This is a genomic window from Oceanobacillus caeni (genome assembly GCF_042678465.1).
GTDB lineage: Bacteria > Bacillota > Bacilli > Bacillales > Amphibacillaceae > Oceanobacillus > Oceanobacillus caeni.
Window position 1 is genome coordinate 41829 of the sequence record NZ_JBHTKV010000007.1, and the last position, 13195, is coordinate 55023.

12 protein-coding genes and 1 pseudogene are annotated in these 13195 nt (G+C 34.9%); 7 read left to right on the plus strand and 6 right to left on the minus strand.

The features are described 5' to 3' along the window. Positions 1 to 65: 65 nt before the first annotated feature. Genes ACFQ18_RS07150 through ACFQ18_RS07160 form a run of 3 tightly spaced genes read right to left on the minus strand, consistent with a single transcriptional unit; the run spans position 66 to position 2865 of the window. On the minus strand, positions 66 to 746 hold the full coding sequence (locus ACFQ18_RS07150) for a response regulator transcription factor (RefSeq protein WP_204798084.1): 681 nt from the start codon (positions 744 to 746) through the stop codon (positions 66 to 68). Beyond that, positions 739 to 2127, minus strand: coding sequence for a HAMP domain-containing sensor histidine kinase (locus ACFQ18_RS07155; RefSeq protein ID WP_204798083.1), 1389 nt, complete (start codon positions 2125 to 2127; stop codon positions 739 to 741). The genes ACFQ18_RS07150 and ACFQ18_RS07155 overlap by 8 nt, the downstream gene beginning before the upstream one ends. A gap of 12 nt (positions 2128 to 2139) precedes the next feature. Next, a complete protein-coding gene (locus ACFQ18_RS07160) occupies positions 2140 to 2865 on the minus strand; it encodes a cytochrome c biogenesis CcdA family protein (protein ID WP_204798082.1) in 726 nt (241 codons plus the stop codon). Positions 2866 to 3177: 312 nt separating this feature from the next. On the opposite strand from ACFQ18_RS07160, the gene ACFQ18_RS07165 reads away from it, so the two are divergent. The 3 genes from ACFQ18_RS07165 to copZ are packed head-to-tail and all read left to right on the plus strand — an operon-like array spanning position 3178 to position 6070. After that, positions 3178 to 3429 (plus strand): metal-sensing transcriptional repressor, encoded by a 252-nt coding sequence (locus tag ACFQ18_RS07165; protein ID WP_046128617.1) that lies wholly within the window; start codon positions 3178 to 3180, stop codon positions 3427 to 3429. 13 nt (positions 3430 to 3442) lie between these two features. Then, positions 3443 to 5827 (plus strand): heavy metal translocating P-type ATPase, encoded by a 2385-nt coding sequence (locus ACFQ18_RS07170; protein ID WP_204798081.1) that lies wholly within the window; start codon positions 3443 to 3445, stop codon positions 5825 to 5827. Between the two features lie 36 nt (positions 5828 to 5863). Beyond that, positions 5864 to 6070 carry a copper chaperone CopZ gene (copZ, locus tag ACFQ18_RS07175; protein ID WP_040037994.1) on the plus strand — a complete coding sequence of 69 codons (207 nt, stop codon included), beginning with the start codon at positions 5864 to 5866 and terminating at the stop codon, positions 6068 to 6070. Positions 6071 to 6214: 144 nt separating this feature from the next. On the opposite strand, the gene ACFQ18_RS07180 is transcribed toward copZ, so the two are convergent. Both ACFQ18_RS07180 and ACFQ18_RS07185 read right to left on the minus strand, forming a co-directional pair. Further along, positions 6215 to 6604 carry a hypothetical protein gene (locus ACFQ18_RS07180; RefSeq protein WP_040037995.1) on the minus strand — a complete coding sequence of 130 codons (390 nt, stop codon included), beginning with the start codon at positions 6602 to 6604 and terminating at the stop codon, positions 6215 to 6217. 282 nt (positions 6605 to 6886) lie between these two features. Then, positions 6887 to 8401 (minus strand): multicopper oxidase domain-containing protein, encoded by a 1515-nt coding sequence (locus ACFQ18_RS07185; RefSeq protein WP_204798080.1) that lies wholly within the window; start codon positions 8399 to 8401, stop codon positions 6887 to 6889. A gap of 439 nt (positions 8402 to 8840) precedes the next feature. Between ACFQ18_RS07185 and ACFQ18_RS07190 the strand changes: the two genes are divergently transcribed. Both ACFQ18_RS07190 and ACFQ18_RS07195 read left to right on the plus strand, forming a co-directional pair. Further along, on the plus strand, positions 8841 to 9482 hold the full coding sequence (locus tag ACFQ18_RS07190; RefSeq protein ID WP_204798079.1) for a YdhK family protein: 642 nt from the start codon (positions 8841 to 8843) through the stop codon (positions 9480 to 9482). Positions 9483 to 9753: 271 nt separating this feature from the next. Further along, positions 9754 to 10105, plus strand: a pseudogene (locus ACFQ18_RS07195) (P-type ATPase); the annotation flags it as partial. Positions 10106 to 10271: 166 nt separating this feature from the next. Here ACFQ18_RS07195 and ACFQ18_RS07200 read toward each other — a convergent pair. Continuing rightward, positions 10272 to 11225, minus strand: coding sequence for an arsenic resistance protein (locus ACFQ18_RS07200; RefSeq protein WP_040037801.1), 954 nt, complete (start codon positions 11223 to 11225; stop codon positions 10272 to 10274). Between the two features lie 296 nt (positions 11226 to 11521). On the opposite strand from ACFQ18_RS07200, the gene ACFQ18_RS07205 reads away from it, so the two are divergent. Then, a complete protein-coding gene (locus ACFQ18_RS07205; RefSeq protein WP_087941717.1) occupies positions 11522 to 11866 on the plus strand; it encodes an ArsR/SmtB family transcription factor in 345 nt (114 codons plus the stop codon). A 15-nt stretch (positions 11867 to 11881) separates the two neighbouring features. Continuing rightward, a complete protein-coding gene (locus ACFQ18_RS07210) occupies positions 11882 to 13180 on the plus strand; it encodes an arsenic transporter (protein ID WP_204798078.1) in 1299 nt (432 codons plus the stop codon). Positions 13181 to 13195 lie beyond the last annotated feature (15 nt).

Genomic DNA, 13195 nt, shown 5'->3' on the forward strand with positions numbered 1-13195 from the left:
ATGTAAAAGATTTGTGTCAAAACAAAAGGTCTTCTTTTATAATTGTATTAAAGACCTTTTTATACCTATAATGAAGGCTTGTTTACCCATTTATATCCAATACCCCAAACAGTTATTAAATAATCATCTATGGGAAATCCAGATTGACGAATTTTATCTCGCATGTTCCGTACATGCGAATCAACTGTTCTTCCTTCTGTGTGCGAATCGTATCCCCAAATTAATTCAATTAATTGTTCTCTAGTATACACTTGGTTTGGTTTTCTCATAAAATAACCTAGCATGGTAAATTCCTTTGGCGTTAACTTTAATGTATTATTTTTATATGATAACTCAAACTCATCCTCATTCCATAAGAGACCATTTACTTCAATCTTCCTCGCAGGTTTCATTCTACGTAATACCGCTTCTATTCTTGCTAATAGCTCATCTTCATCAAAGGGTTTCGTCACATAATCATCTGCACCTAATTTTAACCCTTTTATAATATCCTCTTTCTGTTCACGAGCAGATACCATAATGATAGGGATGTCCGAATCTTTTCTAATCTCTTGGCATAATTCCCAGCCGTTCATTTCAGGCATCATAATATCTATAAGTACTATGTCAAAGGTTTCTTCTTTTAATAAAGATAATGCTTCTTTAGCACTAATAGCTTTTTTACATATAAAATTATGCGGTCTCAAATATAATGCTAATAAATCTAACATTCGTTTTTCATCATCTACTAATAGAGCTTTAACCATTATATTCACCTCTTGTTAAATGAATAATAACCCTTGTACCCTTACCAAGTTCACTTTCGATTTCAATCGTACCTCCGTGAGATTCTATAATTTCTTTTGCAATAGCTAATCCTAATCCCGTTCCACCACTTTCTCTGGAACGCGATTTTTCTACACGGTATAACCGTTCAAATAGATATGGTAATTCCTCTTTTGGAATTCCTTCCCCTTCATCTGAAATAGTTATAGTAATTTCCCTATCATTCTGGGTTACTTCTAATGATATAGACTTTCCATCGGGTGTATGTTTTCTGGCATTATCCAGTATATTTAATAAAACCTGTTGGATTCTATCGGGATCAATATTACCTATGATATTTACTGGGCATGAAGTAGAAAGTGTAATATTTTTTTCTTCCATTACTGGAGCAATTCGTTCTTCAATCGTTTGGATTAGTTGTCTTAAACTAACACTTTTTCGATTAATTACAAACTTATTCTCATCCATTTTAGCTAGGTCAAATAAATTCTTAACCAGAACTGTCAAATGCTCCGTTTCTTCCCGTATGATATCCAGATATTCTTTTCTTTCTTCGTCCGTTATGTCTTGCTTACTGATGATATCCGCATACCCTTTTATGTAGGTTAATGGCGTTCTAAGTTCGTGAGAGATACTTGCCAAAAATTCATTTCTGTCATTTTTTAATCGTTCTAGATCACTAGATAACCACATGATAGAACCGGCTAATTCACCTAGTTCATCTTTTCGTTCCATATGTAATTGCACCTTATTTTTCCCCTCGCTTAGTTGTTCGGTGGCTTCTTTCATTTTCATTAATGGTAACGTAATAAAACGAGAAAGAATAAAAACGGTAAAGATGGTTAGAACAATGGTGATTAGTCCAACTATGACAAATTGATCACTCAAATAATTAACCATATTTTTTACAATATTGGTATTAGCAAACATAAAGACATGCCCTTGATGTTCCTCATCAATAGTAATGGGGCTATCAACCGCTATATATTGTTTTTCCGACCAACGTTGTTCTACTACTTTTCCTACACTGGGTATATCCTTATAATCCGTATGAACAATTACTTCAAACATTTCCTTTTCAACAGGATCGGAATTAATGATGATGTTACCATTGGCATCGGTAATAATAACAGCAAATTCCGATTCTGACTCCATGATAGCAACATGCTCTAACGTTGATGAATCAAAATTATTTTCCAAGACAGCACTATGTGTATTGGCACGAGCTAATAAACTATCCATCACTTCATCAATACGTTCATTTGCTATATTTGTATATAGAATAAAATAAACAAAAACCTCGATAATTAACATGAACACAAAGAATAATAGTCCAATTTTTAAGGATAATTTATTAAACATAATTGACCTCTTTTACCAGTAAGTTAAAGTATCCAGAATACCTATAACAAGAATGATAACTCCTGCAAGTTTTTGTACTAGTGATCCTATTCTTCTGCTTCTCTTTAATATAATGCCACTTGCCCCAAAATACCAAATAAGAAAAATAATTAATAAAAGTGGAAGTGAGGTTCCAATTCCAAATACAGAAGGTAATACAAATCCATATGATGTTTCTAATACAACTGGCATTAAGGTTAGTATAAATAATACAAACATAGTAGGGCAAAATGCTAACGTAAAACTCGCACCCATTAAAAAGCTTCCTAGATAGCTGTCTCTAAGCCTAGTAGGGATTTTAAACATTTTTCCGGTTTTCCTCCAACTAAATAATCCGAGCATAAATATACCAACTAGTATAAGTAATGGCCCTATTAATTTCCTTAGAATCGGGAACATTTGTGTAAGAGTACTGTGTACTTCCTTTCCGAGTAACCAAATCACTAAACCAATAATTGAAAAAACGACTATTTTACCTAAAACAAATAGAAATACGTGTAACCAAGGGACTTTTTCAATTAATGATTTATTCCCATAAATAGTCATTGCACTAATATTACCTGTAAGTTGACAGGGAGCAACTGCGCCAATTAAACCAAGAAAAAATGCAAATAACAGCGGTATATGTTCATATCCATATGCAATTTGTTGAAGTGGCTCATTTAACATGATGCCTATTTCGTTAAAAAGTTCGAACATATCAATTCACTCACTTTGCCTTTAATAGTCTTATCCATTAAATAACATATAAAAAAAATGTCCATTTTTTGTGCAGATTTCAGCAAATATTAATCAAAGGTAATAATGAAGAAAGAGAATCTCAAAATATTAATAGAAAGTGCGTTTTAATGTGATTGTTAAATAATAGGGGAAATATAACAAAATATAAAGTTTATCCATTGACAATAATACTATACGGGGGTATCGTAAATATATAAAGATAAGGAAGTGATTCATTTGGAGGAAAAATTCTTACATGATCATCCGAGTAAACCAAGAACAAAAGATGAAATGCAAAAAATAATTAATCGTTTAAAACGAATTGAGGGTCAAGTTCGTGGAATACAGAAAATGGTGGAAGATGATCGTTATTGTGTAGATATTTTAGTACAAATAAGTGCCATTCAATCGGCATTAAAAAATGTAGGATTTTCTATCACGGAACGACATATTAAACATTGTGTTAGTGATGCTATCAAACAAGGTGAAGGTAAGGAAACCATTGAAGAATTATTGAATGTCATGAAGCAGTTTTCTAAGTAAGGAGGGAATTATTATGAGTGAAACAAATCATACAACACTTGGTGTAACAGGGATGACCTGTGCAGCCTGTTCTAATCGTGTTGAAAAGGTTTTGAATAAAATGGATGGGGTCAAGGCTCAAGTTAATTTAACAACAGAAAAGGCATCGATAGATTATGATCCAGAGAAAACCTCTATTGAAGACATATCGAAAAAAATAGAGAATGTTGGTTATGGTGTTCTAACGGAGAAAACAGACCTAGATGTCTTTGGAATGACTTGTGCAGCTTGCTCTACCCGTATTGAAAAAGTATTGAACAAACAAGATGGAGTAAAACATGCAACTGTTAATCTAACGACAGAAAGTGCAACGATTGAATATAATCCGGGGTTAGTTGATGTAAAATCATTAATTGATAAAATCAAAAATGTTGGCTATGATGCTAAACCAAAGGCAGAAGCGAAAGAAAAACAAACTTATAAAGAAAAACAACTAAAAAATATGAAGACGAAATTAATTATTTCAGTCTTACTATCTGCACCATTATTATTAACAATGCTTGTTCATTTATTTGGGATGAGTATACCAGATATCTTCATGAACCCGTGGTTCCAATTTGCTTTGGCGACACCAGTTCAATTCATCATTGGATGGCAATTTTATGAAGGTGCATATAAGAACCTACGTAATGGTGGGGCAAACATGGATGTACTTGTTGCTTTAGGTACAAGTGCGGCTTATTTCTATAGTTTATACGAAGCATTTAAGACTATTGGCAATCCAGAATATATGCCACATTTATACTTTGAAACCAGTGCTGTTTTGATTACGTTAATTTTGTTTGGTAAATATTTGGAAACGAGAGCGAAAAGTCAAACAACAAATGCTTTATCCAAATTGCTTAATTTACAAGCAAAAGAAGCTCGTGTAATTAGAGATGGTAAAGAATTAATGATTCCTGTAGAAGAAGTTGTCGTTGGAGATCGCTTAATTGTCAAACCGGGAGAAAAGATACCGGTAGATGGTATGGTTGTAAAAGGTAGAACTTCGGTAGATGAATCCATGCTTACAGGAGAATCAATTCCAATTGAAAAGGATTCAGAGGCAAAATTAATTGGATCTACTATTAATAAAAATGGCTCCATTGAAATGGAAGCAACAAAAGTAGGAAAAGATACGGCCCTTGCATCTATTGTCAAGGTTGTGGAGGAAGCTCAAGGATCAAAGGCGCCAATTCAACGATTGGCAGATGTTATTTCAGGTTATTTCGTTCCAATAGTGGTCGGTATTGCTATCCTTACTTTTATTATATGGATTACTTTAGTCGAGCCGGGTCAGTTAGAACCTGCTTTAGTTGCAGCAATTGCTGTACTTGTTATTGCCTGTCCATGTGCTTTAGGACTTGCAACACCAACATCCATTATGGTTGGAACAGGAAAAGCTGCAGAAAGTGGAATCTTATTTAAAGGTGGGGAACACCTAGAGGGAACACATGAGTTAGAAGCAATCGTACTTGATAAGACGGGTACAATCACAAAAGGAAAACCAGAAGTAATTGATTTTTCAGGTGATGAAGAGACATTACAATTATTGGCTAGTGCAGAAAAAGGGTCTGAACATCCACTTGCAGAAGCAATTGTGGCATATGCTACAGAGAATAATATCGACTTTTTGGAAGTAGAACATTTTGAGGCAGTACCGGGTCATGGTATTGAAGCAAAAATTTCCGGAAAAAACATTCTTGTTGGTAATAGAAAGTTAATGAATGATCATCAAATTAATACAGCAGGTTATGAAGAAAAATTAGTTAATTATGAAACTGATGGTAAAACAGCGATGTTGATTGCCATTGATGGTGAGTACCGGGGAACAGTTGCTGTTGCAGATACTATAAAAGAAACGGCTCCAGAGGCTATTAAGCAATTGAAAGATTTAGGAATAGAAGTGTTTATGTTAACAGGTGATAATGAAAGAACAGCCAAAGCAATAGCAAAACAAGTTGGAATTGATCAGGTAATCGCTGAAGTATTACCCGAAGAAAAAGCAGCTAAAGTAAAAGCAATCCAAGAACAAGGTAAGAAAGTTGCAATGGTTGGGGATGGTGTTAATGATGCACCTGCACTTGTTACAGCGGATATTGGGATTGCCATTGGAACTGGTACAGAAGTAGCAATTGAGGCTGCTGATGTTACGATTCTTGGTGGTGAGCTATTGCTTATACCGAAGGCAATTAAAATCAGTCATGCAACGATTAGAAATATCCGACAAAATCTATTCTGGGCATTCGGATATAATACAGCCGGAATACCAGTTGCAGCAATTGGATTACTTGCGCCGTGGATTGCTGGCGCAGCAATGGCGTTAAGTTCAGTAAGTGTTGTTACTAACTCACTTCGACTAAAAAGAGTGAAGTTATAAAATATATTAAATTTATTTAAAGGAGGTGAAAATATAATGGAAAAGAAAACATTAGACGTACAAGGCATGTCTTGTGGTCACTGCAAAATGTCAGTTGAAGGTGCATTGAAAAAATTAGATGGCGTATCAGCAGCTGAGGTTAATTTAGAAGCTGGAAAAGTAGATGTTACTTTTGATGAATCAAAGGTAAATGTTGATGCCATGAAAGATGCAATTGAAGAACAAGGCTATGATGTTGCCTAAATATACGAAATAGGCTGGTTTTCATAGAGAAGACCAGCCTTTTAATATACATTTAATAAGGTGTGAGGGTGGTTTCAAATTTGGATAAATAATGTTACTTTCACTAAGGGAACCAATATGTTAACCATTAGAAATTAGATAGTATTAAAGAACAAACTTTACCAACACTGACATCAACGTAAAAAATACTAAAATCCCAACAATAAAAATTGTAATCCAAAGAGCATTCCCTTTCTTTTGAAGAATTTTATACTCTTTATAAGTGATTTCTCCTTTTGCAAATCTTACCCCATTGTCATTCGGTTCAATAGAATAATGCTTTCCTTCTAAGTCCTCCAAAATAACTTTTGTAATTAAAGCGGACTTGTTCCCCATTTCCGTTTCAAGACTTACCCAATCATTTAATCTACTTTGGACTTCAAAACAGTTGCCACCTGCAAAGTCAACCCTAATTAATTTGTATAAGGAGCTTTCCCATATCTTTTTGGACATTTCATGAGTTTGTTGTTCAATAAAACTATAGGAAAAACACAAAATATCTCACCTCGACTTCACTTTTTCTCTGAACCAAAAAAGTGATTTAAGTACCAATTTACTTTTACTATATCATATGAAAATATTATAAACGGTTAATTAAAATTGTTATATAAATATTTTTAGTGGAACTTTTCGAAGGCAACAGTAGATTATTTCAAGGATACCTAAAATCTCTTGGCATTAACCAACGTTTTAGGATGAATTGTCAGCAAAATAAAAAGGGGCTGTACGTAATCCAAAACAATCGGTACAGCCCTTCTTAATGTTTATTCCGTAAAATTAGTATACTTCTACTTGCCCCATCATACCGTTATCCTCATGCTCTAGAATATGGCAATGGTACATATAGATTCCCTCTTCTGGAAAGGTGACGAGCAGTCTTACTCGTTCGCCCGGTTCAATAAGAACACTATCTTTCAGCCCTTGTTCATTCGGAGCTGGTTCCCTTCCATCACGCGATATGATTTTGAACTGAGTACCATGAATATGGAATGGATGTATCATTCCCCCCATTTCGTCTGGCTTGTTATAAACTTCCCAAACTTCCGAAACTCCTTTCTTTTGCCGCAAGTCAATCCGTTCAGGATCGAATTTCTTGCCGTTTATGGTGACCTTATCCATCATTCCAAACAGTTCGATCTTCTTGGAGACCGGTAAGGATTTTTCTTCTTCTTTAAGGAAGGTAGTGTCATCGGTCCAAGATATGGATTCCATTTCTTCCGTTCCGCCGTCGATATCCAAATCAAAAGGCAACAGAGCATTACCTTCTTCATCAGTAATGGCAATTGGCTCATCGGATTCCATCGCTGAAAAATCAATTAGGATTTCAGCGCGCTCCGATGGGGACAGCGTAATCTCATCCATTTCAACCGGTTCATGCAATAACCCGCCATCTGAAGCAATCTGAGTAAATGTGGCCCCATTGCTTAAACGGAACGTGTAATTTCGGGCGTTCGCGCCGTTTAGGATTCGAAAACGCATCAGCGGTTTTGTCACAGTCAGTTTCGGATTAATCGTACCGTTAACGAGCGATACATCTCCGATTGTTCCATCACTGTTCATCAGATTTTTATAATCCAGTTGCTTGTTTTCGTCAAAGAGACGATCCTGAAAAATGAGAGGGATATCATCTACACCATAAGTATGTGGCAAAGCAGGAGCTTCTTCATCCGTCTCCTCCACGTAGAGCATTCCTGCAAGCCCTTTGAAAACTTGTTCAGCAGTCGATTTGTGTGGATGTGGGTGATACCACAATGTCGCTGCCGGCTGATCGGCTTTTAAGGTGACGATTTTACTTTCCCCCGGCTGAATTACATCACTCGGACCACCATCCTCAGTTCCCGGTACTTCAAGACCGTGCCAGTGAAAGGTTGTTGGTTCGTTTAATTCATTCCGGACCTTCACTTTAACGGTTTCCCCCTCTTTCAACTGTAAAGTCGGACCCAACAAATTCCCATTATATCCGTAAGTATTGGTTGGAGAGCCATCAAAGAATTGCGTCGTGCCTTCTTGTGCGACCACCTCATAATCGAAATCTGATTCCTTCTGTTTTTCTAGCAGGGGTGGTATTACTAACTCCTGAGTTCCTTTGGAGGCTTGAAGAGGGGGGATATTATCATGGTCCATGTGTTCTTCCATACCTTCCATGTCCCCGTGGTTCATATCCATATTTTCTTCATGTTGCATTTCTCCAGATTCCATAGTTTGTTCTACAGACTGTTGTTCTGTTGTGATGTTTGTGCAACCCGTCAATATTAGCAACAAGCCTGCACCTGTCAATATACTTTTTTTCATTTGTTCGCTCCTTTATTCGTCAAGTATAAGTTGTTGAAAATATCATTTCGGTTTTTGCATTTTAGATTTCTGATGAGTTATTTAGTTGTAATCACCACGAGTTAGAAAATTACCTTTAATACATTTTCCTCCTTCCCTTGCCATTCAATCTATCGTCGCAATTATCATACCGAACAAATATCGAGAAATAATGCATAATTGGAGTAAAAACTAATCACTATTAAATTTAGATGTTGAGTATAAATGGATTATTCTACTGAAATGTCATTGATATTAAATGACATTGTATTTTTATAACCTTTTGTAATCCACTTGGAAAAGGAATGGAGATTTATTTTGGAAATATTCGTAATTTACGTTTTGCAAGGTCTGCATATAATCTGCAAATTTACTGGTTAGAATATAAGCAAGCTTTATTTTATTAGGAGGGATTGTTTAAATGCAAAGTAGAAAAATCGTAATAGGGATAATTACTATATTCACAGTACTTATCTTATCTGCATGTACAGGTGCAAATGAAGAAGAAAATACAGAAACCGAATCAGGTACTGAAGAAAATATGGACATGAAATCCAATAATAATGAAATGGATATGGAAGAATCTGATACCAACGAAGATATGGAAGGCATGGATCATTCTGGTATGAACCATTCTAGCACTGGCGAAGTCCCAGAAGGCTTACAAAAATCGGATAACCCAACTTATGAGGTTGGCAGCCAAGCTATAATTGAATCTGATCATATGCCGGGAATGAAAGGTGCAGAGGCAACAATCGTTGGAGCATATGATACCACGGTATATACTGTTTCCTACACGCCTACAACCAGTGGGGAACCGGTAGAAAATCACAAATGGGTCATCCACGAGGAGATTGAAGGAGCCGGGGAAGAACCATTTGAACCGGGTACTGAGGTGACCTTAAATACGGATCATATGGAAGGAATGAACGGGGCTGATGCAGTTATTGATTCTGCCGAAGAAACAACGGTATATATGGTTGATTTTGTAACAACTGATACAGGAGATGAAGTAAAAAACCACAAGTGGGTAACGGAAAGTGAATTGTCATCAGTAGAATAATTATTAAATTAGGGACTTATCCAAATCGGGTAGGTTCTTTTTTAGTAGTTGAATTGGGAGAGGTACTTGCTATTATTTACATATATATAGGTAAGTTGTATAACTCTATCTGACACAATAAACATTCGTTGCTACTACTATGGAATAATCACCAAGATTAATGCACTTCTGAAATTTTAATGAAAAGGGAAGGAGAACTACAAAGTTGACCTAGAAGGAGAGAGTAGAGAATAAAAGAAAGAATACAAAAAGAATTTAAGTAACAGAGCTAGTTAGAAATACAACAAACTCCAAAATTATTCACCTTGTAGAAGAAACACAAGATGAACGCACACCATCTCAAGCGTTTGTAGATAAATTTGCAAAATATTATACACCTATTATTATTTGGTGGGAGCTGGGGAACTTGGGCTTATCAAGGGCAAGCTGTTCTTGTCGTTGGTTGTCCTTGTGCATTAGTTATTTCAATTGTTTCAGCAATTGGAAATGCAGCTAAAAAAGGTGTGCTTATCAAAGGCGGAATTTATCTAGGAGAAATGGGTGCCTTAAAAGCGATTGCTTTTGACAAAACTGGTGCATTAACAAAAGGGATTCCTGTTGTAACAGATTTTAATGTGTTGAACAGTTAATGGTACATTCAACGACTTATTTTCACTTCTTTAAAATATATCCGATAATTAAAGGGAGAATCTTTAAAGAAGATGTAAACCAATTTATTTAATATGGAGACACAGGATAGAATAGAAAGAACGCATCATAAGCTAAAATTTGATGTGTTCTTTTTTTCTCTTATGTGGTCTTACCTTTAGAGATAAACAATAAAATCTGAGTGATAATAGCAAGTATAGGTAATTCCAATAATGGACCTATAACTAATGTTAAAGCAATTAAAGGTTGATCCGGAAATGCTGTCATAGCAATTGCTAAAGCTATAGGTGAATTTCTAGCTAAAGTGGTCATATTCAAACTGACTTTATCAGATTGCGAGAATTTCAGAAGCTGCCCAATTTTCCGGCCAACGATAAAGTTTATTACAAAATATAGAAGAATAGGGATTGTTAACTTCCACAATAAATTTAGGTTATCAAGTAGTAATTGTCCTTGAGAAGCAAACATTGCAACGATTGCAAGGCTTAGAGAAATAATTGGTAGCGCACTTAATTTCGATAATAGATTTTTAGCGAACTGTTGTTTACTTTTCAATAATGCTTTTGTTAAGACTGATAAAGCTAATGGGATGAATAATACAATCAGTATACTTTCAACCAAAAAGGAAAGTTCAATAAATCCTGTAGTTCCACCGAAAATTAGAAGATAAACGGGTAGTAAGAAAACCTGTAATAGTAAATTTAAAGGCAAAATAGCAGTTGATAAAGCAACATTTCCCTTTGCTAAACCTGTAAAGATTATGTACCAATCAGTACAAGGAGTAACCATTAACATGATAAAACCAATATATAATGCAGGGTTATCACCTAAAAATAGTAAAGCTAATAGCCACGCTAAAAGAGGTGTCCAGAGAAAATTCATGATGACTGTAGTAGATGTGAACTTTAAGTTTTTAAAAGACTTTCTTATTTCTTCAAAAGGAATTTGTAAGAAGGTAATATAAAGCATTGATATTAATAACGGTACAATAAAACTCTCTGCACTCGTTCTTATTGGTTCTAATTGTCCTAGACTTATGCCTATGATTACTGCTAAGAAAATAATAAATGTATACATCTTTTCGAATAAACCCATTTCATAATCACCCCAACGACAAGATAACTGTTATTCACGCCATTTTACCACAGAGTAACGACTTTAAGTTTTTTAGTAACTGAGAAATATTATTGGTTTGTAACTTTAATACATAAAGTAAAATAGACATCAATAATTATACATGCATTATTGCTAAACGTGCTTTATGTATTATTGATACAGGTTGTTGAATAAAACATTATTTTAAATGTCACATTTTAATGAAATATTTTATTGTATATATAAGCAAATAGTTATATGCTAATGTTGTAATGAAATTATAAGGAGGAGATGATGTGCTGCAAACAACCATTGAAATGGAAAAGGCTGCAGTTATTTTAAAATTATTGGGTGATAAAACAAGATTAACGATTATGAAATTAATTGATAATCAAGCTTGTTGTGTCTGTGAATTTGTTGAAATATTTCAAGTCAGTCAGCCATCGATTAGTCAGCATTTACGTAAGTTGAAAGACTTAGGATTGGTTAAGGAAGAAAGAAAAGGGCAATGGATATTTTACTCCGTAGATAAGGAAAATGAATATTATTCATTTATTAAACCTATTCTTGATCAATTACCTAATCAAGATTACAAATTAAAAGAACTTGAAGAAAATGGTACACGAATTTCTTGTTGTTAAATTGGAGGTATTATTTTGTCTACAACGCTTATACTCGCAATATTAATTTTTATTGCAACCCTAGTACTAGTAATATGGCAGCCAAAGGGCTTAAACATTGGCTGGTCCGCAATGGGTGGAGCTGTAATTGCCTTATTAGTAGGGGTAGTAGGATTCAGTGATGTTCTTGAAGTAATTGACATCACATGGAATGCAACGCTATCCTTTGTCGCAATTATCCTTATTTCTTTAATACTAGATGAGATTGGATTATTCGAATGGGCAGCACTGCACATGGCACGGGTAGCAAAAGGTCATGGAATAAAAATGTTTGTTTACATTAGTATTTTAGGTGCAGTTGTTGCAGCATTATTTGCGAATGACGGAGCGGCACTTATCCTAACACCGATTGTTCTTGCAATGGTGCGAAATTTGAATTTTAAAGAAAAAATGATATTCCCTTTCATTATGGCAAGTGGATTTATTGCGGATACAACTTCATTACCATTTATTGTAAGTAACTTAGTAAATATCGTTTCTGCAGACTTCTTTGGCATTGGATTTGTTGAATATGCTTCGCGGATGATTATTCCGAACTTATTTTCACTAATTGCAACCATTTCGGTATTACTAATCTACTTTAGAAAAAGTATCCCTAAGAATTATGATTTATCGAAACTTAGGGAACCGAAAGAAGCAATAAACGATATAAAGATGTTTCGCCTTTCTTGGTATGTTCTCGGATTATTAGTAATTGGCTATTTTAGTAGCGAATTCATAAATTTACCAGTATCTATTATTGCTGGGGCCATAGCTATATTCTTTATCATAATGGCCAGACGTAGTGCCGCTGTTAATACGAAAAAAGTTATTAAAGGCGCTCCGTGGAATATCGTTATTTTTTCAATTGGAATGTATGTCGTCGTATATGGATTGGGAAATGCCGGGCTGACCTCTGCGCTCGCAAGTGTTCTTCAAACTGTGGCTGAACAAGGATTATTCGTTGCTACAGTTGGAATGGGTTTTATAGCTGCTTTCCTGTCATCGATTATGAATAATATGCCAACCGTAATGATTGATGCATTAGCCATTGCTGAAACGAATACTTCTGGTGTATTAAGAGAAGCGCTTGTTTATGCTAACGTAGTTGGTTCGGATTTAGGACCAAAAATTACGCCAATTGGTTCACTAGCAACCTTAGTGTGGCTCCATGTACTTTCCCAAAAAGGAATTAAAATTTCATGGGGAACCTATTTTAAAACGGGGATTGTTTTAACTATCCCAATTCTATTTATTACTTTAGTAGGTCTTTATCTAACACTTATATTATTTTAAAAAGGAGAATGAAAT